The sequence below is a fragment of the Planococcus beigongshangi genome, assembly GCF_016820495.1.
GTDB classification, from domain to species: domain Bacteria; phylum Bacillota; class Bacilli; order Bacillales_A; family Planococcaceae; genus Planococcus; species Planococcus beigongshangi.
In genome coordinates, this window is the sequence record NZ_JADHDU010000003.1 from 119,897 (window position 1) to 141,114 (window position 21,218).

A 21,218-nucleotide genomic window follows, 5' to 3' on the forward strand; every position below is an offset into this window, starting at 1 on the left:
GGCGGTCAAATGATGAAAATCGTCGACACAGCAAGTTATTTTCTTGAAAACTATGATGGGACCCTCAATTCCCTCAGAACCTATTACAGTGAATATCCGGAAATTTTCGCGGTGTATTTCGCCTGCCATTGCAAAGACACGGAAGAGCGCCATCAGCAGTCGATCAGCAAATATCCAGCCGTGATGGAAGCGATCGAAGCGGCCAGGTGGAGACTGCCTTCTTTAATAGAAGAAACAGCTACAGCATATGAACGGCTCTACGGCATCACTTTTCCGATCGACGTCAATCTGCTCGTCGGCGGATTCGGCTCCAACGCTTATACATACCGGGAAATTATCCCGACCATCAGCTTCGCCCTTGAACGGCTGTCACCGGAACCCGACCACCTGCGCGTCATCGCAGCCCATGAATTCGGCCATGCGGCACATCATATCATTTCGGACAGAGCAGAAACCGACTGGTCCCGAGTCAATTGGACGCATCCGCTGAACTGGCTGTACCAGGAAGGAATCGCGACACATTTCTCAAGAAAAACAGCTGTCGGATTGGCGGAATCCGTCTATTACTCGTTTAACGGCGAAGGAGAAGAATGGCTCCGATTCGCTGAACGGAATGCTGGGGAAATAAAGCGGGCATTTGCAGAAGATTACCGGAATCTAAGTACCGTGGAACTGTTTAAGGAATGGTTTTCCATCACCGGCGGCAAGCGTTTCGGCTATGACCGGCTGGCCTATTTCCTGGGAAATGATTTTGTTCAGAGCAGGATGGAAGAGCTGGGGGAAATGAAGACGGTGCTGTGCTGGCGTGAAAAGGATTTTTTGCAATCTGCTGAGAAATGGCTTGAAGAAGAATAAGCAATTATACGGAATTGAACATACTGGAGGAAAAAAGATGTTAAACAAACAAGGCTTTGATTTATGGGCAAACGATTACGACCGCACGGTTCAATTGAGCGAAGAAAACAACGAGTATCCGTTTGCGGGTTATAAAGAAATACTGAAAGGGATTTTCAATGAAGCGATGCAGAAAGAGGGATCCGCTATTCTGGATATCGGGTTCGGTACAGGCGTCCTGTCGGCTAAATTATATGAACATGGCCACTCGGTCGACGGCATTGATTTTTCCGAAGAAATGATTGCGATCGCTCAGGAAAAAATGCCGGAAGCGCGGCTGCTCCAATGGGATATTACTAATGGCCTGCCGGAGGCGATCGCCGACAGCAGCTACGATTCGATCATCAGTACATACGCGCTGCATCATCTGACAGATGCGGAGAAAACGGTATTTATTGAAAATTTACTGGCACGTTTGAAGCCGGATGGCAAGATCTATATCGGCGACATCGCATTCCGTACGCGAGAAGATCTGGCAAAATGCCGATTGGACAGTATCGCTTACTGGGACGAAGACGAGTTTTATTTTGCTTATGATGAATTCGAAAAATCGGTTGCCGGATTGTGCCGCAGTGAATTCCATCCGGTGTCGCATTGCGGCGGCGTGATCATTTTGTCGAAATTATCATGATGCTATAAATGGAATATAAAAACTGGAGGAATTCAGACGTGAAATTTGCAGTGATTACGGATGTACACGGCAATGCAAGGGCTCTAGAAGCTGTGCTGGCGCTGGCCCTTGGCCGGGATTATCCGAAAAGCCATCTGCATGTGCTGGCGCATCATCAATGGATTGCGGACAATATGGATCCGGCTTTTATTGATAAACTGAAAACATTGCCGAGGGTGATCCGGGATGAATTCAACGGACACCGCGTCCTGTTCACCCATTATCATATCGAAGAGCATAAAGCGGAAGCTCCGATCAGCGAAGATCCGTTTTCGCAGATTGTCGAACCGGGATTAATGAATGCAGAAAAAATGTTCAGCGCCCACAGCGATCGCCTGATTTGTTTCGGGCATCATCATCCGCAGCATTTTTTCCATAACGACCGGACGATTTACCTGAATCCCGGCGCGCTCGGCTGCAGCCATAAACCTGAAGCCCCTTATGCCGTCGTCGAAGCAAAAGATGAAGGCTTGGAAGTGGAGATAAAACAGGTGGCATACAACAATAGAGAATTTCTCGAAGCATACGATAAACTTCAGGTGCCGGAGCGGGACTTCATCCTGCGCATTTTTCACGGCGGCCAATTGGATGCTTTATCTAGACAAGATTAGGGGGAAGTGAATGGACGCCAAACAGAATTGCCCATACTGTGATTTCAGGGATGATCCGGAGCAGCATGTCGTATTTGAAAATGATACGTGCTATTTTCTGCAGCATGACCGCCACCAGGGCGTATTGGAAGGGTCCGGCATCATCATTCCGAAAATCCATCGTGAAAATACATTCGAACTGACGCGGGAAGAATGGGCGGATACATACGAACTCATGCAGCTGGCACAGAGCTACCTGAAAGAAAAACATGCGCCGGACGGCTTCACGCTTGGCTGGAATGTCGGCGAAGCTTCCAATCAATCCATTCTGCACAGCCATTTCCACATCATTCCGCGTTACAGCGACGAGCCATACGCCGGAAAAGGCTTGAGGCATTGGATTAAGAAACCGGAGAACAAACGGCCGCAGCAAAAACCTGAATGATGTCAATAACTTGGACACTTCTCAACCACATCTCCTTTTCAGGGGATGTATTTTTATTCGTTCAATCCGGCAATTACTAAACCAATAGATAAGCGGAAACTATTTTGATATATAAATTTAGAAAATAATTACTATTAATGGGAACTTTCTTCATCTTGGCCCGTAAAAGAATAGAAGAGCAAAACACGGAGGTGCACACGATGTCGAAGCCGGCAATGCAGTTGGTGAATTTAAAAAAGACGATCGGCAATAAGCCGATTATCAAAGGGCTCGATTTTGAAATCCGGGCGGGAGAAGTATTCGGATTCCTGGGGCCGAACGGAGCAGGGAAAACGACAACCATCCGGATGATGGTCGGATTGATCGATATTACGGAAGGCGATGTCCTGATCGAAGGAAAAAGCATCAAAACGGATTTCAAAGGTGCGATCCAGCACGTGGGCGCAATTGTGGAGAACCCGGAAATGTATCCGTTCCTGAGCGGCTGGAAGAACCTGAAGCAATACGCGCGGATGGTAGAGGGCGTAACAGATGAGCGGATCAAAGAAGTGGTTTCTCTGGTAGGGCTGGAAAAAGCGATACATGAAAAAGCCGGCCGTTATTCACTTGGTATGCGCCAGCGCCTTGGAATTGCGCAGGCACTCCTTCACGGGCCATCAATTTTGATACTCGATGAACCGACAAACGGTCTCGATCCATCAGGTATCCGTGAAATCCGGAAATACATACGCAATCTGGCGGAAAAAGAGAATGTGGCGGTTATCGTCTCAAGCCATTTATTGACGGAAATCGAATTGATGTGCGACCGGATCGGCGTCATCAAGAATGGCGAGTTGATTGCCATCGAAGAAGTGAAAACTGCCGAGAACAAAGAAGGACTGAAAGAAGTCTATATCGAAGTCGAACCGATGGAGACGGCGAAAGCGTATCTCGATACCCATCTGGACAATGAAATCGGGGTCGGCGGCAAGGAACTTTCCATGTCGGTCAAACGTGAAGAGATTCCGCATATCCTGAAAAGCTTGATGGAGCAGGGCATCAGCATCTACGGCGTGCGCGTTCTGCAGGCGACGCTGGAAGATAAATTCTTTGACCTGATTGGAGAGAATACCATTGAGTAATTTCATGAATCTTATCTGGAATGAACAGATCAAACTATATGCCAAAAAAGGGACATGGGTCATGTTCGCTGTGCTGTTGGCACTTGCGCTCGGCGGCGGACTGATCACGAAATTCTTTGGAACCGAGTCGGATTTCAAAGAATACGGCGACGACTGGCAGACGGAACTGCAGGCAGAAAATGAAGAATTGACTGCTGAGATGGAAAATGATGAGTTTGCAGGCTTCGTCAACGAAATGGTCATTGCAGAAAATAATTACCATCTGGAAAATAACATCAAGCCGCTGCCCTATGACGGCTGGGAATATGTGCTTGAAAACAGCTTCCTGACGTCGGTGATCAGTCTGTTTACGATCATCGTGGCAGCCGGCATCATCTCGAACGAATTCAAATGGGACACGATCAAATTATTGCTGATCCGTCCGATTTCAAGATCCAAGATTTTATTGTCCAAATATGTATCCGTCCTTATTTTCGCCTTTACGTTGTTGGTGTTCCTATTGGCTTCTTCATGGATAGTCGGTGCAATCCTGTTCGGTCTGAACGGTTTGAACCCGATGGTCGTACAGGATATGATGCCTGGCTATGTGCAGAATGACGTATTGGGTGAAATTGTGAAATCATACGGCTTTGGCCTGGTGACACTGGTCATGATGGCCACTTTCGCTTTCATGATTTCCGCGATTTTCCGCAGCAGCGGAATGGCTATCGGCCTGGCGATCTTCCTCATGATGGCAGGCAATGCCATCGTCGCTTTCCTGTCGCAATATGAATGGTCGAAATACATCCTGTTCGCGAACACGAATCTGAAACAATACATGAACGGCATGGAGCCCCCGATCCCGGGAATGTCGTTGACGTTTTCCATCATCGTGCTGGCGGTCTATTTTGTCATCTTCATGGCGGCCGCGTGGGCAGCTTTCACAAAACGGGACGTTGCAGGAAATTAAATGATCAGTTTGAATGAAAAATTAGGAGGAATAAAGAATGAAACGCACAGCAGAAATCGTATTAGGAATTATTGGAGCACTCGGGTATGCATTTATGGCGGGAATCGGCGCCTTCATGCTCTGGATGAAAGACAATAGAGATCTTATTGAAACCGAATTGACAACTGGAACAGGCGATCCAAGCACGGACTTTTCAATGGAAGAGTTTGAATTGATGATGGACTTGCTGAGTGCAGGCGGATGGGTACTGATTGCCTCAGCCGTTGCTGCGATCGTTCTGGGAATCGTTTCAATGATTTTACTGAAAGGCAATAAAAAGCCGCTTATCGCAGGAATCATCTTTATCGCGGTTGCAATCATCGTCTCCGTCGTCACAACAGGCGTCGGCGTCATCGCCGGTCTCTTCTATCTGATTGCCGGCATCATGGCTCTTGTCCGCAAGCCGAAGACGACACTTGAAATGTAATTCTTGAAACAGGAGGCTTTTCGCTCAGCGAAAAGCTTCCTTTTTTTGTTTTGGGGTTGGTGAGTGGTCGAGTTAGAGTGGTGAGGCGGAATTTTGGTTGGTACGGGTAGCTTGCGTGCGATTAAAAGAAGATATGGGCGATTAATCGAAAATGTGGACGATTAAAAAGTTTTATGCGCGATTAGAAAAAAATATGCGCGATTAAAAAATCTTATGCGCGGTTAGAAAAAAATACGCGCGATTAAAAATTAATACGCGCGATTAGCTGTCACTTATGCGCGTTCAGCAAAAAAGCCCCCCTGGAATTTAAAATTCCAGAGGGCTTGCCACAAATTACTTCTGTTGTCTCGGACGGATCAATATTTCATTCACATCGACATGCGTCGGCTGCTCCACTGCGTATGCAATGGCGCGTGCGATATCTTCCGCCTGAAGGAATTCCATCGATGGGCCGTTTGAGAACGCCGACAAAATATCTTCATCCGTAATCGTTTCGGTAAGTTCCGTCGTAACCGCACCCGGTGACACGATGGTAGCGCGGATATTCTTCGCAGGATCCAGTTCCTGACGCAGGCCTTCCGTTATCGCACGAACCGCGAATTTCGTTCCGCTGTAGATGGCGCTGCCCGGGGTCACGTCGTGTCCGGCTACGGATGAGATATTGATGATATGACCTTCGCCGCGCTCTTCCATATGCGGAAGCACCGCCGCGATGCCATACAATACGCCTTTGATGTTGACGTCCACCATGCGGTCCCATTCGTCGATCTTCAGTTTATTCATGAACGACAGCGGCATTAAGCCTGCATTATTGAGCATGACATCGATTTGGCCAAACTGCTCGATTGCCGCCTCCGCCAGTGCTTTCATTTCTTCGGCTGACGTAACGTCCGTCACTTTGTAGGCCGCTTGTCCGCCGGCTGATTCGATTTCCTTCTTCAATTCGACAAGGCGTTCTTCCCGCCGCGCCGCCAGCATGACGGAAAATCCGCGGCCAGCCAATTCTTTTGCTGCTGCCTGTCCGATGCCGCTGCTGGCACCGGTAATGATTGCTGTTTTGCCCATCATCCATCCACTCCATTTCTATGCGTTGAATTTTATTTTATTCAAATAAAAGAGGCAGGGAGCTTTTACGCAGTCCCTGCCCATAAGTGTAACGCTGTTATTTTTTCAATTCAATTTTAACGTCGCCGTTGATGTAGTTGGGGTAGGCGGCCAGGTCGACTCGCACCGGGTTGGTATAGCCGTTATCATCGAAACCGATGCTGATTTCCTGCTTGCCTTCATAGCCTGAAGATATTCCAGAATACTGCATATCCATATCTTGGCCATTGGCATCTGTAACTCTCAAGTCAAGTCCGTACGAATGATCAGGCTCTTCATCTCTTGTCAGAATCATATCAAATCCGGTGCGGCTGGATTTAATCAGTTCCAGCCTGCCGTCTTTCGGACTGTGGAGCAATAAATTCTTATCCGTATCCACAAGGAGATATGAATCTTCTACATCCACCGCCTGCATTCTGTTGATGCGCAGATAGAGCTCTTTTGGTGCTTCAAAATAATTGCTTTGCAGATAATAAATGACTTCTCCATCATCAACAGTGCCATGAGCGGAAATCCCATTTGCAATGGAACTCCAGGCCTCACCATTTTCATCTTCCAGTCGGATATCTTCAAACTGCAATATTTTTTTCGAATTGTCCGGGTCGAATGAAATTCGGATTCCGACTCGCTGCGGGTAGACAGTCACTTCTTCAACGATGAATTTCTGTCCTTCCACTTCGACTTCTTCGTCCAGTTCATAAACAACACTTGGCTTCACATTTTCAGGAACTGTAAATGGCACGGAGAAATCAAAATCGCTGCCGTCCAGTGTAACTTTTAAATCAAGGGTAAAATCAAGATTTTCAAATCTTACTGGTTCCTGGAAAGTGAATCCCAGAATATCGGAATAGATTTTCGGTGAATCTTCTTCTGTAATTGGATGGTTGTAAGAAATACTGCCTTCAGGTACTTCCTGCTCATTCTCCAATACCGGCGTATCGATCACAATATCCTCCATATCCACGGCAGACTCGATTTTATAAAAAATGTTCATCCCCGACTCATCCAAAATGACCCCGTCAATCGTCAAAGTCGCATTGCCGACTGTCTGCGATTCGCCGATTGGCTGATAATATTCATTTTCGAAAATGCCTTCCAGCCCTTTATCAAACTGAATCAGCTCCACAAACTTCTCCATCCCCGGAATCGACGCCACCGCATTGGCGAAAGCAGGGGATACGCGGATTGATGTCACCAGAGTGAGAATGATCAAAGCCGCTGCCGCCAAGCTCCAAAGCGTCCGTTTCCGATTGGCGCGCGTTTTCAGTTTCTCTCGTTTGGCTCGTTCCAATCCCTGCAGAATCGCGCCGTCCGCTGCTTCCAACGGCAAAGGGATCTGTTCCAGGCGGTCTTTGAAATCAGTCAATTTCTGTTCTTCTTTTTCATACATGGTCCATCTCTCCTTTGCCTTCAAAATGGCTACGCAATGTCCGCAAAGTCTTATGGAGCCGGGATTTTACGGTGCCTTCCGGAATCTGCTCAAGCGCGGCAATGTCTTTTATTTTGACGTCCTGGAAATATTTCATGTAGATCAATTGCTGTTCTGCAGGCGAAAGTGTGCTCAGCGCTTCCTGCAGCTCAAACTGTGTCTGGTCATCCAAAACGGCTGTTTCTGCAGACTTTCCATCTCTCACGTAACGTTTGTCTTTCTTCAATTGGTCCTGGCAGTAATTGATCATGATGCGGATCAGCCAGGTTTTCGCGTAGGAAGGCTCTTTCAAGGAACCGATTTTCTTATATGCCCGGTACGTCGTTTCCTGCAAAGCCTCGAGCGCATCATGCTCGTTTTTCAGGAAAGCCAAAGCCGTCCGCAGCAGAGCTTCTTTATGTAATTGCATCAACGCGACAAAGGCCTCTTCGTCGCCTCCCGCCGCTTTTCGGGCGACTTCGATTTCATCCACAGCCAACACCCCATTTCTCTCTAGTTACACATTAGACACGGTAAAGCCGAAAAAGTTCATAAGAAATAAAATATTTTATTGGATAGAAAAGCGAAAGTGCCTGTTCAGCTCTGAAAGGCATAAGACGGAATAGCGGCGCGGCGATCTTTACCGCATAGCTGAGCCGGCTTATGTTACGAAGAGCCAGGCACTGGAGTCTAGACAAAGAAATAAAAAAATCCCGGCACCTGGCCAGGGAGAATGTTAATCTTCAGCCCGGACACCCCGGGCCCTTTTTAAAATGAACCAATTCATGAACAAGTAAATCGGGTAAAGGAGAAGCACCAGGCCGTAGCTGAAAATCCAGTGGATATTCTCCTCCGCGGCATCAATAGTCATGGATTGGAACCAGCCGAAAATCAGTATCAGGCTGAGCAGGCTGGCGATGAAGATACTGACGAAACCGATCAAAAGATTCTCGGAAATTCGAGTGACAAACCAGGCCAGCACCATGCAAAGGACAGCTACGGCAACCAGCAAGAAAATGTACCAATTCAGAACTGTGTCGACATCCACCGGCATTCCCCCTGAATTTGTCTTAGAACCCACAATGACACTTTAATAAATTCATTTTACCCCAGCTGCCAGAAAATAGGAACGAATAAAGTTGGTCAAGTCAAAATGTTCCGAATTTCATTGTAATAGAGCAGTTTGAACGGTAATATTTACCTATACAAAGCGATTTACTCAAGCAAGAGATTGCAATTGGAAGGCGTTTTCAATTTATCCCCAACTTTGGTTCATATATGCCCAACTTCGAGTCGGATATGCCCAACTTTAGCCGAAATATGCCCAACTTCCCCCAAAATACGCCCAACCCGCAAAATAACAACAAAAATCAACTGAAAACGAAGGAGCGAACCCTTATGAAGCAAATCATCGCCATGGGCGGCGGCGGTTTCCTGATGGAACCGGAAAATCCGCTGCTCGACCGTTACATACTGCAACAGTCAGAAAAAGAACGACCGAAAATCTGTTATATCGGCACGGCAAGCGGAGACGCGCAAAGCATGATCGATAATTTCTACAGTTTTTTCAACGAGCAAAATTGCGAACCGAGCCATCTGGCTTTATTCAAGCCGCCGGTAAGGGATCTGGAAAGTTACGTGCTCGACAAAGACATCATCTACGTGGGAGGCGGCAACACGAAAAACCTGCTTGCGCTGTGGAGGGAGTGGGGACTTGATGAGATCCTGAGAAAAGCACTCGATCAGGGAATCGTGCTGGCCGGTATCAGCGCGGGTTCGATCTGCTGGTTCGCAGAAGGCGTGACGGATTCATACGGGGACGAGTTGGAGCCGTTGAAAGCGCTTGGTTTTCTAAAAGGCAGCAATTGCCCGCATTACGACGGCGAAGCGGACAGGCGACCAACGTACCGGAAACTGGTGGATGAAGGCATCCTGAAGCCGGGAATCGCTGCCGACGATGGCGCCGCTATTCATTATATTGACGGTGAAATGAAGAGGATCGTCAGCTCGCGGCCTGATGCAAAAGGATACTTTGTGTCGCCGGGGAGCGAAGAGGAATTGGAGACCTATTATCTAGGAAATGAAAGTAAGCGTTGAAATATGGAAGGAAGAAAATCTATGCTTGATATATTCTCGGTTTACTCCACCAGATTAGGCAATGAACGACTTATTCGTGTTTATATGCCGGCCGATTATCAGGAGAAGGAAAAGAGTTTTCCTGTCCTTTATATGCATGACGGCCAAAACGTCTTTAACGACAAAGAGGCAATAGGCGGGCTTTCCCTTCAGCTGGAAAAGTATCTGGACGAAAATAAGTTGGAGATCATTGTGGTGGGGATCGACCAAAACAGTCTGGAACGGAAAAATGAATATTGCCCATGGCCAAATAATGAATTCAGCCGAAAATTATTATCGGATGACACTCTGTCTTTCGGTGGAAAAGGAGAAGCTTACAGCAGTTTCGTTGTGGAAGAGTTGAAACCTCTGATTGACCGGAAATATCGCATACAAAAAGATGCAGCGGCGATGGCCGGAATTTCGATGGGTGGCCAGATCGCACTCTATACTGCCTGCAAGTACCCGGGTGTTTTTAAAGATCTGATTTTGTTGTCCAGCGCTTTTTATGCGAATCAGGAAGAGATGGAGAAATTGGTTGAATCCGCAGATTTGAGCGGGATCAAAAGTTTTTATATGGATTGCGGAACGGATGAGGCGGGTCAAGGGACGTTGATCAGTAAAGAATTTCTGGCATCGAATAAATCGATTTTTAACATTGTGAAACAAAAAGTTTCTGATGCCAGTTTTAAAGTGCTTGAAAGAAATGAACATCATTACCGTTTCTTTCAAAAAAGAGTTCCGGAGCTGGCTTCGTTTTTGGATAAGGAAGGAAGTGCAGAGAAACTGAAACGGAAATACGGGGATCGCGCGAGCTGGAGCAGGTTACTTAAGAAAGAGTTTCGACAGATGAAGATAACCGATAAAAACTTTATGGGAGATGTCACTTTATTGACCATGCAGAAAGTGAAGGAACCCCTTGTTTTTGAATATCTGGATCTGACTGTATGCATTGTAGACAATGGCTATAGCTGGCTCCAGCATTTTCCGGAGAATGAGCATTTCTCAATGACTACGGTATTTGATGGAAATGGCGAAATTGTCCAATGGTATATTGATATTTGCTTAAGGAATGGCAACGAAAACGGCCGTCCATGGATGGACGATTTGTATCTTGATATTGTCCTGCTGCCGAACGGGAAGATTCTTCAAAAAGATGCAGACGAACTTGAAGCAGCTCTTTCAGCAGGAGTTATTTCGGAAGAACTGTACCAGCTTGCCTGGAAAGAAGCGAATCGCATTAATCGCTTACTTGAAACCGATCAATTTTTATTGATTGATGAAGCAAGCGAACACAGAAGACTCTTATTGAAACAGGACTAAAAAAGAAGGTGCGCACATGAATTTCACATCCCAGCCCATGACCAAAAAAGCCGCCACGGAAATACTCGAGTGGCGCTATCCTTACCCTTACGACTTCTATAACAACGAATTGGACGACGAATCAATGAGCGAAATGCTGGAAGGCACATACCACGCGGTCCGGACCGAAACAGGAGATCTATTCGGCTTTTATTGCACCGGCAATTCAGCGCAGGTTCCTGCTGGGAGGCTGCTGGGCATTTACCCGGAAGGATCCATCGACTTCGGTCTAGGGATACGGCCTGCAGAAACCGGGCAGGGTAAAGGAAGTGAATTTTTTGCTTTCGTTCAGGAGGAAATCGTCCGGAAGCATCCGGATTCACCGCTTCGGCTGACTGTCGCCACATTCAATAAACGCGCAATCCGCCTTTATGAAAAATTCGGTTTCATCAAATTCAAAGAATTCAAGACCGACTTTGCCGTATTTCAGACGATGGAGAGAAACAAATGAGGATAAAAAAATGAAAATCAACTTACAGCTGGCGCAGATGACAGATGCTGCCGAAATTCATAAATTACAGATCGCTGCATTTTCTCCATTACTGGAAAAATACAGAGATCACGATACGAGCCCGGCGAACGAACCACTCGAGAAAACAATCCACCGGCTGAAAAATCCTGACAGTTTTTATTTCAAAATACTGGCTGCAGGCCAAATAGCCGGTGCTATCCATATTGTCCGCAAAGAAAAGAACGGCAGCCTGTGGATCAGCCCGATTTTCGTCATTCTGGAATTTCAGGGAAAAGGAATCGCGCAACAAGCCATGAAGCTGGCAGAGAAGAAATTTTCGGCTGAAAAAACATGGGAATTATCGACGTTAGCCGAGGAAACCGGCAATTGTTATCTATACGAAAAGCTCGGCTATGAACGGACGCGGCGGATCGAAAAGATCAATGAACGCGCTACGCTGGTGTATTACAGAAAGGAGCTGGATTAAATGATCGATTACGTCATCAAATCGCCGAAAGGCTATGCCGATAAAGTCGGGGAACTCGTGTCCATGCTCGAGCATGCCCGCGCCGTAACGCTATGGGAAATCGGTGGACTGCGCATGGCCGATCTGGATCATCTGCAGACGCGCCACAGCAATTCCATCGGCGCACTGCTCATGCACATCGCTGCCATCGAAAAAGTCCATCAGGTGATCTCATTTGAAAACCGTGATTTCTCTGAAGCGGAAAACGGCAAATGGAGTTCGGCATTGTCGCTGGGCGATGAAGGGCGCCGTGATATCAATGAACAGCCGCTGGAATATTATCTGGAAGAATTAGCGGAAGTCCGGCGGGAAACGCTGAAACAACTGAAAACAAAGGACGAAGCCTGGCTGTTTAAAGAAAACACCTGGCCGAACGGTGTCGCTTTCAATAATTACTATTTATGGTTCCATGTGCTGGAAGATGAAATCAGCCACCGCGGCCAAATACGGATGCTGAAGCGGGAAATGAAGAAGAAGTAGACTCTGACGTTAGTGGATGGTTAGGAGATTAAAAGGGGAAATGAGGGAATTGGACATGGTGTTATTTGGTTCGATAGTGGTGGGTATCGTCATCGTCTTATTATTGATGATGGTGGACGTCGTAATCGGCGGGGTATTGGCACTAGGCATCATCATTGGTATTTTAATCAGAGTAGTTCTTCTATTGAATGATATCCATAAAGTGCTGGTTATGAAAAAGGAGAAGCCGGATCCAACTAAGACTGCGCTGGAAAAATACCTTGAGGAACGGGACGGCAAAGAAAAAGCAGCGGAGCTGAAAGGGCAATAAATTCAGGGATTTGATATTAGGCCTGGTCAGGAAAGGGTAGAGAACAATACCGACCTGATTCTAAGAAGAGGAAGTGGCCCCGATGATCAAATTGCGTTATTTTGAACCAGCTGACTTCAAACAGCTGATCGACTGGGTGGATACGGCTGAACTGATGCTTCAATGGGCTGGCCCGAGTTTTGTTTTTCCGTTGAATAAGTTTCAATTGGAGGAATACCTGAAAGAGGCAAACGGCAAGAATTCATCATCCTATATCTACAGCGTGGTCGATGCGGATTCCGGGAAATTACTTGGTCATATTTCCTTGGCACGCATCGATCGAAATAATCGTTCTGCACGGATCGGCCGTGTGCTGATAGGGGATCCGGGTGCAAAAGGCAAAGGACTTTGCAGCCAGATGATGCAGCAGGTCCTCAAAGTCGCTTTTGAAGAGCTGAAGCTCCACCGCGTAACTTTGGGCGTTTTCGATTTCAATGGACCCGCCATCGCCTGCTATGAGAAAACCGGCTTCAAAAAAGAAGGCCTCATGCGTGATCATCAAAAGTTCGGTGAAGATTATTGGAGCCTTTGGGAAATGGCGATTTTAGAAGACGAATGGCGCGAAAAAAAGGATAAACCATAGGAAAAGCCAAAACCAATCAGCTGGTTTCGGCTTTTTAATGTATTTCCCGGGAAATATCCACTCAATTTATTTCACTTTCTCATATTCCTGCACCATCGTATTATAATTCATCGCCCCATACGCAACATGGCTGATCTTACCTTCAGCATCCACCATGTATGACGTAGGGTAAGCCTTTACGTTATACCTATCCGAAACTTCGCCTTCCATATCCATGAGCACCGGAAAAGTCAGTTCCATATCATCCACAAAGGTGGCGACGCCTTCTTCATTGCTTTCGGAATCCGTCATGTTGATGGCAAGGATTTCAATGTCCATATTGTCATAAAGCTCCTGCATATCCGGCATTTCGGCACGGCACGGAGGACACCACGTTGCCCAGAAATTGATGAATACCGGCTGTCCGCGGAAATCGGATAAGCTGGCCTCTTCACCGTCCAGCGTCTGTAAGGTGAAGTCAGGAGCAGTCTTGCCGATTTCAAGGCCCGTATCAGCTGACTCGCCGGAGCCGGTCAGAGAAGTTGGATCGGTTCCGGAAAATCCGAAATCGTAAATGGCCCACACAAGCATGGCACCGATGACAATAAAAAATAATGCTTTCTTCATTCTGTTTCCTCCAGTTACTTTAACTTGATCGGGATTGGAGTTCATCCCCTCGGATGAGCAGCGCAAAAAACGCGGCGAGCATCAGAGCGAGAAACCAGCCATCCAGAACATAGCCGAATACAGAGACATAAGGGACAAAAAAACTGATGATGAAAAAACCGGCAGCGGCTGCGAACAGGGCGGAAGCCATCTGGATTTTGCGGCTCACGCGCTCCTGCAGCAGGTGGAACAGGAGCAGCAGGGGCCCATAAACAAGCAGATAGGAAAAGGAAAAAGGGTGGTCGCGCCAGATCAGCTGGATGAATTCATATACAAACAGTGCGGCGAGCATCACCTGCAGCAAGGAATGTGCAAAGGCTTCGCCTTCAATTTTCCTTTTCGTTGATTGGCAGAAAATCAGCAGGCCAGTGAACAGCGCCGCCAGGTAAAAGGCATCGGAATTGGCAGGATAAGCGAGAACGGCCAATGGATCCTGCAGGAAAAGAGGCAGTTTCAACAGGACTTTCGCAAGCCACAGGAACAGCACAAAATTGATCAGCTGTGACACGATTTCGCTCGCCTGCTTTTTCCGCTGCGCCTCAGACAGGCCGCTCATGATATAAAAAGCCAGCAGTGAAAGTGCGAAACTGATGGCCAGTATGAAAATAACGGTTAACTTACTGATGGCTGCCATAGGGACCTCCGGAATGCTCAATCTACTTACTACTATACAGAGGATGAAGAAAAAATTTCGGATATTTGCTCAGTCTGCAAATTGTGGGGCGGGAAATATTGTCAGACTATTACAGCTTCTGCTATAGTGGGGGTGTGGGCGGTATCTGCGAGGAACTGCACCCAAATGCAAGTTGCACAGACTTACAAAATTCTGCCTTGATCAATCGATGACAGGGACGGAGGAAACCAGCTGATGAAAATCCTGTCCTTCTGTCCATTTTGGCACAGAGGGCTTTTTATGTCCGGTTTTCTCCCTGAAAAGGAGAGAAAAGAAGATGAAGAACACAGCAACATTTTCGAAAATGAAAAAAGAAGGCGATAAGATCGCTATGCTGACGGCATATGATTACCCGTCGGCAAAAATCGCAGAGGAAGCGGGTGTGGATATCATTCTGGTCGGAGATTCACTCGGTATGGTCGTCCTTGGGTATGATTCGACAGTGAAGGTTACTGTGGAAGACATGATTCACCATGGAAAAGCCGCACGCCGCGGAGCGCAAGATACCTTTTTGGTTGTCGATATGCCCTTTGCTTCATTCCATGGCGACATCGACCGGACGCTTCAGACCGCTGTCCGTATTTTTCAGGAAACGGGGGCAGAGGCGCTGAAACTTGAAGGGGCCGATGAAGTGCTGAAGGTTACGAAACTGCTGACGCGCACGGGGATCCCTGTTGTGGCACATCTCGGTTTATTGCCGCAGACGGCCGGCGTGCTTGGGGGCTTTAAAGTGCAGGGCAAAACAGCCGATGCCGCGAAAAAGCTGATTGAAGATGCGAAAGCGTGCGAAACGGCGGGCGCGTTCATGCTTGTTCTGGAATGCATTCCCTATCAACTGGCGAAGCAGGTGACAGAAGCAGTCGCGATTCCGGTCATCGGCATCGGTGCCGGCAGTGAAACAGATGGCCAGGTGCTTGTGTATCATGACACCATCAAATATGGTTCACACCATCTTCCGAAATTTGTCCGTTCATACGCGGAAGCGGGGGAAGTGATGAAGAACGGCTTGAGTGCATACGTGGAAGAAGTGAAATCGGGTGCATTCCCGGCTGAAGAACACCGCTTCACGATGAAAGAAGACGAACTTCAGCAACTGTATGGAGGGAAATCTTAGACATGTCAAAAACCGGAACCCTGTAGAGGGCTCCGGTTTTTTCATGAGAGGATTTTTTCGTGGAGGTTAATCGATGATTAAGGGAACTTCGTGGCAGTAAGGGCATTTGGCGTACATTTTCTCTTTTTTCAGAATATAAATATAGGGTGCAGAATCCGTGAGTTCTTTTGTCTCAGGAGGAGTTTCCTCGACTCGGCATCTTTTCTCGCTATAGGACAGTTCATGGATGAACTTTTTTGTGTGATCGATGATATAGGTCATAAAAGAGTCTTCCTTTCTTTTTATTAACTGATGGTTTCAAGGGGTTCGAGCGCAAGCAGTGCTGCTGAAAGGCTCGAAGTAAAAGCTTTCGGACATTCCACTGTCTCCAGATGCAGGCAGACGATATTGGGATTCGTCTCACAGCGCTGCTTGAAACTGACAGGCAGCGGTATGGCAAAGCTGGACCAGGCCGCTGTAAATGCGGGCAATTCCTCCGGCAGCAGCAGAATTTCCGATTTATTCAAGGCCTTGCCATTTTTTCTGAGTTTCCTGAACGAGATATCCAATTCCAGAATGCACGAAAAATAAATTTGTTCGGTTTGTATATTCAAATGCCGCTTTTTTTTGACGAGACACGTGTCAACTGCAAGTTCGATGTCTGCATTCATCAGCGACGCCACTTCCTGGGCTAATTCCTCTAAATGAGTCATAAAATCCGCTCCTTTCAAAATCTGATATTGAAAAAACCCGTCAAAAAACGCCGAAAAGGACCACCTGGTCCTTTTCGGCGTTGCTAACAGCACAAAAGTCTGTTCCATCCTGTCCGAAGCCTGTTGTCATGAAATTTTATAGGGGTAGATATTATATGCGCAATAAGCAGAAACACTAATCGTTTTCTGGTTTACTTTTCTATTGCCAAATTCTTTATGGCTTTAAACCCTTTTATAAGAAATAGGGTCCTAAGTCATGACAAATATTTGATGTCTGGAGGTGTTCAGTAGAGCACAGGCATCCGTTTATCAGCACCAAGGGTATTATTCCCTGCCTGTCTCATCTTCCGTCCGGACAACCAATACATCACATTTCGCATAGCGGACAATGCTTTGTGAAACACTGCCCATGATGATGCGCTCGGCGCCGGTCAGGCCGGTAGCTCCGCAGATGATCAGGTCTGCACCTGTCCGTCCAGCGATTTCACGCGGGATTTTTTCCTTGGGAACACCATATTCGATAATCGTCTCCACAGTTTCAACACCGGCTGCTTCCGCTTCTTTTTTATATTTTTCAAGTATTTCCCGTGCAGCAATCTTTGCCTTTTTTGAATAGTCCCTATCATAGGCTTCGATCATTCCGAACGTACGGTTGTAGACGACATTGACCAGATCGAGTGCCGCATGGTTACGGAGAGCAATATCAACCGATTTCTTAAAGGCCCATTCCGCTTGCTTTGAACCGTCCAGTGCGACCAGTATATGGGAATATTTCAGAGTCACGCCGATCTCCTCCTCGAATATCTTATTTAGTAAACAATTCTCTATATCAATGAAATCTTCCTTCTTTCCACAGCAAAAAAATACCATGACTAAGAGGGCCTTGAATTTATTTCCTCTATAAATAAATTCAAATATCTTACGTCAGAAAACTGTCGTTGTGCTATTCTGTTATTAACAGAACGAAGGAAAGTGGGAGCCCTTTGACTAGACGAAATATGGAAACCGATATGCATGAAACTGTACCGGATCTCGGCGCTATCCGCCATACGACAAGAAAATATGAAAAAGGCAGCTACCTGTTCCGGGAAGGCGATCCGATCAAAGGCATTTACCTGCTGAAATCCGGCAAAGTGCAGATTGGCAAAGTGACGCCGGAAGGCAGGGAGCTGACGTTGAAAATCTGCGGTGTCAATCAAATGGTCGGGGAAATCACCGTGTTTTCAGGACCATCCCAATACCGGCTGGACGCGAAGGCGATTGAGGATACGGAATGCATTCAGATTGCCATTGACGATTTGGAGGAAGCGCTGCAGCGGGACCAGGCACTGGCCATTGCGTTTATGCGCTGGACAGGCATCGACCAGCAGAAGACGCAGACGAAATTCCGTGACTTACTGCTGCACGGCAAAAAAGGCGCACTCTATTCGACGCTGATCCGCCTCAGCAACAGTTACGGGGAGCTTCATGAAGAAGGCATTTTGATCGACGTGGTGCTGACCAATCAGGAGCTGGCCAATTTCTGCGGCATGACGCGCGAAGTGGTCAACCGGATGCTGAGCGATTTGAAAAAGGATCGTATACTTTCGATGAAAGACGGCAAGCTGATCCTCCATCAGATTCCGAAATTGAAAGATGCCATCAATTGTGAAGATTGCCCGATTTATTTATGTAAAATCGACTGAAGAAAGCTGAACCGGAAACGGTGAGGCTTTTTTTGTTGGTGAATTTCGTCTGAAACAGAGGAAATAGGGGTTAGGGGAGGCTTTTCGCTTGGCGAAAAGCTTCTTTTTTTGTTTTCGGGGCATGGCGGGAGATGGAAATGAGAAGGAAGAAAGGTTTGCGTGCGTTCAGGCAAATTTTCCGCAAAGCCCGTCCGTTTTTGTCCAAAATTTGACACCTTCACTAAAAACATGTCCAAGTGTGATATTTATCACAATGCGCGGAAGAGGAAAAGAATAAGCTGACAATATAGAAAGAATGACGTAAGAGGTGAAGAATGGATGAGCAAAAAGAATGAACATGACGGGTTGGATTTAAGGGGAACGTTAATCAGCGTCCTGGCAGTCGGCATCATCATCATTGTGATGTGGGTCGCCGTCTACATGATGTACGTCGCAAGGTAGAGACACAGTAAGAAAGGAGAACATCACCATGCATTTTCATAAATTCGAAAAGATTTGGCTTGTATTTGGAATCATATCATTAATTGTATTCTTAAGTGTTGTCGGCATTACCGCATTTTCACACGATCATCATCCGGCTGGCGGAATGGATACGATCGATCCGGAGAAAGTGAATGAGACGGCGCCATTCGATAACCCGGGTGTGACGCAGCTGGACGAAGATACGTACCAGGTGGCGATTGTCGCCATGGCTTTCGGCTATACAGCACCGGAACTGAAGGTGCCTGCCGGAAAAGAGATCATCTTTAAAGTGACGAGCACGGATGTCGTCCACAGCTTCACGATCGACGATACAAAAGTGAATATGATGGTCGTTCCGGGTCAGATTACCACACGCTCCTATATTTTCGATAAGCCCGGCAAGTACTTGATCCTGTGCAATGAATACTGCGGCACGGGCCACCATTATATGTTTACAGAAATTGAGGTGTACTGAACATGATCGCTCAGCAAGATCGCAAACTGGCCTTATCATATATCAGCGTTGCGTACATAGCCTTCCTGATCGGAACCCTGATGGGGCTGCTTCAGGTATTCATCCGGAACGACAAACTCGATTTGCCGGCATGGCTTGATTATTATCAAATTTTAACGGCACACGGTGTGCTGCTCGCACTTATTTATACAACGTTCTTCATCTTCGCATTCTTTATCACCGGCATGAGCAAGAGCCTTGGGACATTCGGTCCAAAAGTGCGGCTCTGGTCATGGGTGGGTTTCTGGGTGACATTGCTCGGTACGGTCATGGCCACAGTCCTGATCGTCATCGGCGAGGCATCCGTTCTTTACACATTCTATGCGCCGCTGAAAGCGAACGGCTGGTATTATGTCGGCCTCGCACTGGTCATCATCGGCACCTGGATTGCGAGTTTCGCGCTGATTGGCCATTACCGGGTCTGGCGCAAAAACAATAAAGGCCAGTTGAGTCCATTATTCGCATTCATGACGATTACGACCATCATCATGTGGCTGATCGCCTGTCTTGGCGTCGTTGCTACCGTACTATTCCAATACATTCCGTGGGCATTCGGCTGGACGGATACCATCAATGTGGAATTAAGCCGTTCATTGTTCTGGTTCTTCGGCCATCCGCTTGTGTACTTCTGGCTGCTGCCGGCATATATCGCCTGGTATGTAATCGTGCCGAAAATACTGAATGTCCCTGTGTTCAGTGATTCGCTTGCACGTCTTGCCTTTGTTTTATTCATCCTGTTCTCGATCCCGGTGGGCTTCCACCACCAATTGACAGAACCCGGCATCACAAACTTCTGGAAATTCCTGCAGGTCGTGTTAACGTTCATGGTCATTATCCCGTCACTCATGACGGCCTTCACCATGTTCGCCAACTTTGAAATTTCCGGACGTAAAAAAGGGGCAACCGGACTGTTCGGCTGGTTCAAAAAATTGCCGTGGAAAGATATCCGTTTCACTTCCATCTTCATTGCCATGGCGTTCTTCATCCCGGGGGGCGCGGGCGGCATCATCAACGCCAGTTTCCAGCTGAACGAAGTCGTCCATAATACGTTGTGGGTCGTCGGGCATTTCCATATCACGGTCGGCACGCCGGTCGCGATGACGTTCATGGGGCTCACATTCTGGCTCATCCCTTATTTGACGGGCCGTAAATTTACGAAATCAATGAAGGTCCTGGCGTTCGTCCAGATCATCACGTGGTCGATCGGCATGCTGCTCATGTCGACTGCCCAGCACGTTCTGGGTCTTCTTGGGGCACCGCGCCGGACCGCTTACTCCGGTTATAATGGCCATCCGAGCGCGATGGAATGGTTCGACGGCATCCTGTCGAGCCACGTCACAATGGCGGTCGGGGGAAGCATCCTGTTCGTATCGGCGATGATCCTGATCTATATCGTCGTCATGTCGATGTTCCTGTCGCCAAAAGCATTGAAAGTGGAAGACCAGGTCGAATTCCCGATGGCGGAAAGCGACAAATCGCATACACCGAAATGGCTCGAAAACTGGTGGATCTGGATCGGCATCGCCTTCGTCCTGATCATCATCGCCTATGCGATTCCGCTGTCATCCATGATCATGCACGCACCGCCTGGTTCTGAAGGATTCAAAACATGGTAGGAGTTGAAGAACTATGTTCACAATGATCATTTCCATGATGCTCATCTTCATCCTGTTTACGGCCATACTGGTCGAGGTAAGTGTTTCGGACGAGGAATAAAATAGGAGTGGATGGGAGAGTCGGTTGCTGAGGGGCAGCCGGCTTTTTGTTGTTGTGGACGGGAGAAGTGTGGTTTGTGGGTGAGAGAGTGGGGTTGTGGGCGGAGAATCGGGTTTATGTGCGGTGAGCGGATTTTGTGTGCGCAGAATCAAGTTTATGTGCGCAAAATGAGATTTATGTGCGCAGTGCTAATTTCATGTCACT

General features: G+C 47.3%; 28 protein-coding genes. 19 read left to right on the forward strand and 9 right to left on the reverse strand.

The window, feature by feature from the left end:
- Nucleotides 1-9 precede the first annotated feature (9 nt).
- The 7 genes from IQ294_RS07635 (at nucleotide 10) to IQ294_RS07665 (ending at nucleotide 5,135) form a co-directional block, all read left to right on the forward strand.
- A complete protein-coding gene (locus tag IQ294_RS07635; protein WP_203333445.1) occupies nucleotides 10-855 on the forward strand; it encodes a hypothetical protein in 846 nt (281 codons plus the stop codon).
- Between the two features lie 37 nt (nucleotides 856-892).
- Nucleotides 893-1,525: a class I SAM-dependent methyltransferase gene (locus tag IQ294_RS07640; RefSeq protein WP_203333446.1), complete on the forward strand. Its 633-nt coding sequence runs from the start codon at nucleotides 893-895 to the stop codon at nucleotides 1,523-1,525.
- A 38-nt stretch (nucleotides 1,526-1,563) separates the two neighbouring features.
- Nucleotides 1,564-2,175, forward strand: a complete 612-nt coding sequence (locus IQ294_RS07645; protein WP_349291335.1) for a metallophosphoesterase family protein — start codon at nucleotides 1,564-1,566, stop codon at nucleotides 2,173-2,175.
- Nucleotides 2,176-2,185: 10 nt separating this feature from the next.
- Nucleotides 2,186-2,599, forward strand: coding sequence for an HIT family protein (locus IQ294_RS07650; protein WP_203333448.1), 414 nt, complete (start codon nucleotides 2,186-2,188; stop codon nucleotides 2,597-2,599).
- Nucleotides 2,600-2,799: 200 nt separating this feature from the next.
- A complete protein-coding gene (locus IQ294_RS07655; RefSeq protein ID WP_203333449.1) occupies nucleotides 2,800-3,720 on the forward strand; it encodes an ABC transporter ATP-binding protein in 921 nt (306 codons plus the stop codon).
- Complete coding sequence (locus IQ294_RS07660) at nucleotides 3,713-4,669, forward strand: ABC transporter permease (RefSeq protein WP_203333450.1); 957 nt, start codon at nucleotides 3,713-3,715, stop codon at nucleotides 4,667-4,669. Before IQ294_RS07655 ends, IQ294_RS07660 begins: the two co-directional genes overlap by 8 nt.
- A 37-nt stretch (nucleotides 4,670-4,706) precedes the next feature.
- A complete protein-coding gene (locus IQ294_RS07665) occupies nucleotides 4,707-5,135 on the forward strand; it encodes a DUF4064 domain-containing protein (protein WP_203333451.1) in 429 nt (142 codons plus the stop codon).
- Between the two features lie 333 nt (nucleotides 5,136-5,468).
- Here the strand turns inward: IQ294_RS07665 and IQ294_RS07670 are convergent, their stop codons facing one another.
- The 4 genes from IQ294_RS07670 to IQ294_RS07685 all read right to left on the reverse strand — a co-directional run bounded on the left by IQ294_RS07670 (nucleotide 5,469) and on the right by IQ294_RS07685 (nucleotide 8,695).
- A complete protein-coding gene (locus IQ294_RS07670; RefSeq protein WP_203333452.1) occupies nucleotides 5,469-6,200 on the reverse strand; it encodes an SDR family oxidoreductase in 732 nt (243 codons plus the stop codon).
- A gap of 97 nt (nucleotides 6,201-6,297) precedes the next feature.
- Complete coding sequence (locus IQ294_RS07675; RefSeq protein ID WP_203333453.1) at nucleotides 6,298-7,629, reverse strand: DUF4179 domain-containing protein; 1,332 nt, start codon at nucleotides 7,627-7,629, stop codon at nucleotides 6,298-6,300.
- Nucleotides 7,622-8,140 (reverse strand): sigma-70 family RNA polymerase sigma factor, encoded by a 519-nt coding sequence (locus IQ294_RS07680; RefSeq protein WP_203333454.1) that lies wholly within the window; start codon nucleotides 8,138-8,140, stop codon nucleotides 7,622-7,624. Before IQ294_RS07680 ends, IQ294_RS07675 begins: the two co-directional genes overlap by 8 nt.
- Nucleotides 8,141-8,383: 243 nt before the next feature.
- Nucleotides 8,384-8,695, reverse strand: coding sequence for a hypothetical protein (locus IQ294_RS07685; RefSeq protein ID WP_203333455.1), 312 nt, complete (start codon nucleotides 8,693-8,695; stop codon nucleotides 8,384-8,386).
- 350 nt (nucleotides 8,696-9,045) lie between these two features.
- Here IQ294_RS07685 and IQ294_RS07690 point away from each other — a divergent pair, with 350 nt between their 5' ends.
- From IQ294_RS07690 to IQ294_RS07725, 7 genes are all read left to right on the forward strand, one after another.
- Nucleotides 9,046-9,744, forward strand: a complete 699-nt coding sequence (locus IQ294_RS07690; protein ID WP_203333456.1) for a Type 1 glutamine amidotransferase-like domain-containing protein — start codon at nucleotides 9,046-9,048, stop codon at nucleotides 9,742-9,744.
- A gap of 21 nt (nucleotides 9,745-9,765) precedes the next feature.
- The gene (locus IQ294_RS16285; RefSeq protein WP_238942708.1) at nucleotides 9,766-11,085 is read left to right on the forward strand and encodes an alpha/beta hydrolase-fold protein; all 1,320 of its coding nucleotides are present in this window, start codon (nucleotides 9,766-9,768) and stop codon (nucleotides 11,083-11,085) included.
- A gap of 16 nt (nucleotides 11,086-11,101) precedes the next feature.
- Entirely contained in the window at nucleotides 11,102-11,575 is a 474-nt protein-coding gene (locus IQ294_RS07705; RefSeq protein ID WP_203333457.1) for a GNAT family N-acetyltransferase, read from the forward strand.
- A 10-nt stretch (nucleotides 11,576-11,585) separates the two neighbouring features.
- The gene (locus IQ294_RS07710) at nucleotides 11,586-12,062 is read left to right on the forward strand and encodes a GNAT family N-acetyltransferase (protein ID WP_203333458.1); all 477 of its coding nucleotides are present in this window, start codon (nucleotides 11,586-11,588) and stop codon (nucleotides 12,060-12,062) included.
- On the forward strand, nucleotides 12,063-12,581 hold the full coding sequence (locus IQ294_RS07715) for a DinB family protein (protein WP_203333459.1): 519 nt from the start codon (nucleotides 12,063-12,065) through the stop codon (nucleotides 12,579-12,581).
- A gap of 55 nt (nucleotides 12,582-12,636) precedes the next feature.
- On the forward strand, nucleotides 12,637-12,891 hold the full coding sequence (locus tag IQ294_RS07720; RefSeq protein WP_203333460.1) for a hypothetical protein: 255 nt from the start codon (nucleotides 12,637-12,639) through the stop codon (nucleotides 12,889-12,891).
- Nucleotides 12,892-12,973: 82 nt separating this feature from the next.
- Nucleotides 12,974-13,513 carry a GNAT family N-acetyltransferase gene (locus IQ294_RS07725; RefSeq protein ID WP_203333461.1) on the forward strand — a complete coding sequence of 180 codons (540 nt, stop codon included), beginning with the start codon at nucleotides 12,974-12,976 and terminating at the stop codon, nucleotides 13,511-13,513.
- A gap of 66 nt (nucleotides 13,514-13,579) precedes the next feature.
- Here the strand turns inward: IQ294_RS07725 and IQ294_RS07730 are convergent, their stop codons facing one another.
- Together IQ294_RS07730 and IQ294_RS07735 are read right to left on the reverse strand one after the other, a co-directional pair.
- On the reverse strand, nucleotides 13,580-14,119 hold the full coding sequence (locus tag IQ294_RS07730; RefSeq protein ID WP_203333462.1) for a peroxiredoxin family protein: 540 nt from the start codon (nucleotides 14,117-14,119) through the stop codon (nucleotides 13,580-13,582).
- Between the two features lie 19 nt (nucleotides 14,120-14,138).
- Nucleotides 14,139-14,792, reverse strand: coding sequence for a hypothetical protein (locus IQ294_RS07735; protein WP_203333463.1), 654 nt, complete (start codon nucleotides 14,790-14,792; stop codon nucleotides 14,139-14,141).
- A 316-nt stretch (nucleotides 14,793-15,108) separates the two neighbouring features.
- Here IQ294_RS07735 and panB point away from each other — a divergent pair, with 316 nt between their 5' ends.
- Nucleotides 15,109-15,945 (forward strand): 3-methyl-2-oxobutanoate hydroxymethyltransferase, encoded by an 837-nt coding sequence (panB, locus tag IQ294_RS07740; protein ID WP_203333464.1) that lies wholly within the window; start codon nucleotides 15,109-15,111, stop codon nucleotides 15,943-15,945.
- Between the two features lie 66 nt (nucleotides 15,946-16,011).
- On the opposite strand, the gene IQ294_RS07745 is transcribed toward panB, so the two are convergent.
- From IQ294_RS07745 to IQ294_RS07755, 3 genes are all read right to left on the reverse strand, one after another.
- Nucleotides 16,012-16,206, reverse strand: coding sequence for a hypothetical protein (locus IQ294_RS07745; RefSeq protein ID WP_203333465.1), 195 nt, complete (start codon nucleotides 16,204-16,206; stop codon nucleotides 16,012-16,014).
- 23 nt (nucleotides 16,207-16,229) lie between these two features.
- Nucleotides 16,230-16,637: a hypothetical protein gene (locus IQ294_RS07750; protein WP_203333466.1), complete on the reverse strand. Its 408-nt coding sequence runs from the start codon at nucleotides 16,635-16,637 to the stop codon at nucleotides 16,230-16,232.
- A gap of 324 nt (nucleotides 16,638-16,961) precedes the next feature.
- Nucleotides 16,962-17,420, reverse strand: a complete 459-nt coding sequence (locus IQ294_RS07755; protein WP_203333467.1) for a universal stress protein — start codon at nucleotides 17,418-17,420, stop codon at nucleotides 16,962-16,964.
- Nucleotides 17,421-17,647: 227 nt separating this feature from the next.
- Here IQ294_RS07755 and IQ294_RS07760 point away from each other — a divergent pair, with 227 nt between their 5' ends.
- The 4 genes from IQ294_RS07760 (at nucleotide 17,648) to IQ294_RS07775 (ending at nucleotide 20,914) form a co-directional block, all read left to right on the forward strand.
- Complete coding sequence (locus IQ294_RS07760; RefSeq protein ID WP_432419954.1) at nucleotides 17,648-18,322, forward strand: Crp/Fnr family transcriptional regulator; 675 nt, start codon at nucleotides 17,648-17,650, stop codon at nucleotides 18,320-18,322.
- Nucleotides 18,323-18,640: 318 nt separating this feature from the next.
- The gene (locus IQ294_RS07765) at nucleotides 18,641-18,763 is read left to right on the forward strand and encodes a cytochrome C oxidase subunit II (protein ID WP_203333468.1); all 123 of its coding nucleotides are present in this window, start codon (nucleotides 18,641-18,643) and stop codon (nucleotides 18,761-18,763) included.
- 28 nt (nucleotides 18,764-18,791) lie between these two features.
- A complete protein-coding gene (locus IQ294_RS07770; protein WP_203333469.1) occupies nucleotides 18,792-19,259 on the forward strand; it encodes a cytochrome c oxidase subunit II in 468 nt (155 codons plus the stop codon).
- A gap of 2 nt (nucleotides 19,260-19,261) precedes the next feature.
- Complete coding sequence (locus tag IQ294_RS07775) at nucleotides 19,262-20,914, forward strand: b(o/a)3-type cytochrome-c oxidase subunit 1 (protein WP_203333470.1); 1,653 nt, start codon at nucleotides 19,262-19,264, stop codon at nucleotides 20,912-20,914.
- The last annotated feature ends 304 nt before the right edge of the window (nucleotides 20,915-21,218 follow it).

What these genes read in the sequence shown, in the direction of transcription:
- IQ294_RS07670 (WP_203333452.1), bottom strand. Translation starts at nt 6,200, where the DNA reads ATGGGCAAAACAGCAATCATTACCGGTGCCAGCAGCGGCATCGGACAG.
- IQ294_RS07715 (WP_203333459.1), top strand. Translation starts at nt 12,063, where the DNA reads ATGATCGATTACGTCATCAAATCGCCGAAAGGCTATGCCGATAAAGTC.
- IQ294_RS07765 (WP_203333468.1), top strand. Translation starts at nt 18,641, where the DNA reads ATGAGCAAAAAGAATGAACATGACGGGTTGGATTTAAGGGGAACGTTA.
- IQ294_RS07730 (WP_203333462.1), bottom strand. Translation starts at nt 14,119, where the DNA reads ATGAAGAAAGCATTATTTTTTATTGTCATCGGTGCCATGCTTGTGTGG.
- IQ294_RS07635 (WP_203333445.1), top strand. Translation starts at nt 10, where the DNA reads ATGATGAAAATCGTCGACACAGCAAGTTATTTTCTTGAAAACTATGAT.
- IQ294_RS07650 (WP_203333448.1), top strand. Translation starts at nt 2,186, where the DNA reads ATGGACGCCAAACAGAATTGCCCATACTGTGATTTCAGGGATGATCCG.
- IQ294_RS07775 (WP_203333470.1), top strand. Translation starts at nt 19,262, where the DNA reads ATGATCGCTCAGCAAGATCGCAAACTGGCCTTATCATATATCAGCGTT.
- IQ294_RS16285 (WP_238942708.1), top strand. Translation starts at nt 9,766, where the DNA reads ATGCTTGATATATTCTCGGTTTACTCCACCAGATTAGGCAATGAACGA.
- IQ294_RS07720 (WP_203333460.1), top strand. Translation starts at nt 12,637, where the DNA reads ATGGTGTTATTTGGTTCGATAGTGGTGGGTATCGTCATCGTCTTATTA.
- IQ294_RS07675 (WP_203333453.1), bottom strand. Translation starts at nt 7,629, where the DNA reads ATGTATGAAAAAGAAGAACAGAAATTGACTGATTTCAAAGACCGCCTG.
- IQ294_RS07760 (WP_432419954.1), top strand. Translation starts at nt 17,648, where the DNA reads ATGCATGAAACTGTACCGGATCTCGGCGCTATCCGCCATACGACAAGA.
- IQ294_RS07735 (WP_203333463.1), bottom strand. Translation starts at nt 14,792, where the DNA reads ATGGCAGCCATCAGTAAGTTAACCGTTATTTTCATACTGGCCATCAGT.
- IQ294_RS07770 (WP_203333469.1), top strand. Translation starts at nt 18,792, where the DNA reads ATGCATTTTCATAAATTCGAAAAGATTTGGCTTGTATTTGGAATCATA.
- IQ294_RS07750 (WP_203333466.1), bottom strand. Translation starts at nt 16,637, where the DNA reads ATGACTCATTTAGAGGAATTAGCCCAGGAAGTGGCGTCGCTGATGAAT.
- IQ294_RS07690 (WP_203333456.1), top strand. Translation starts at nt 9,046, where the DNA reads ATGAAGCAAATCATCGCCATGGGCGGCGGCGGTTTCCTGATGGAACCG.
- IQ294_RS07655 (WP_203333449.1), top strand. Translation starts at nt 2,800, where the DNA reads ATGTCGAAGCCGGCAATGCAGTTGGTGAATTTAAAAAAGACGATCGGC.
- IQ294_RS07640 (WP_203333446.1), top strand. Translation starts at nt 893, where the DNA reads ATGTTAAACAAACAAGGCTTTGATTTATGGGCAAACGATTACGACCGC.
- IQ294_RS07705 (WP_203333457.1), top strand. Translation starts at nt 11,102, where the DNA reads ATGAATTTCACATCCCAGCCCATGACCAAAAAAGCCGCCACGGAAATA.
- IQ294_RS07745 (WP_203333465.1), bottom strand. Translation starts at nt 16,206, where the DNA reads ATGACCTATATCATCGATCACACAAAAAAGTTCATCCATGAACTGTCC.
- IQ294_RS07710 (WP_203333458.1), top strand. Translation starts at nt 11,586, where the DNA reads ATGAAAATCAACTTACAGCTGGCGCAGATGACAGATGCTGCCGAAATT.
- IQ294_RS07665 (WP_203333451.1), top strand. Translation starts at nt 4,707, where the DNA reads ATGAAACGCACAGCAGAAATCGTATTAGGAATTATTGGAGCACTCGGG.
- IQ294_RS07725 (WP_203333461.1), top strand. Translation starts at nt 12,974, where the DNA reads ATGATCAAATTGCGTTATTTTGAACCAGCTGACTTCAAACAGCTGATC.
- panB (WP_203333464.1), top strand. Translation starts at nt 15,109, where the DNA reads ATGAAGAACACAGCAACATTTTCGAAAATGAAAAAAGAAGGCGATAAG.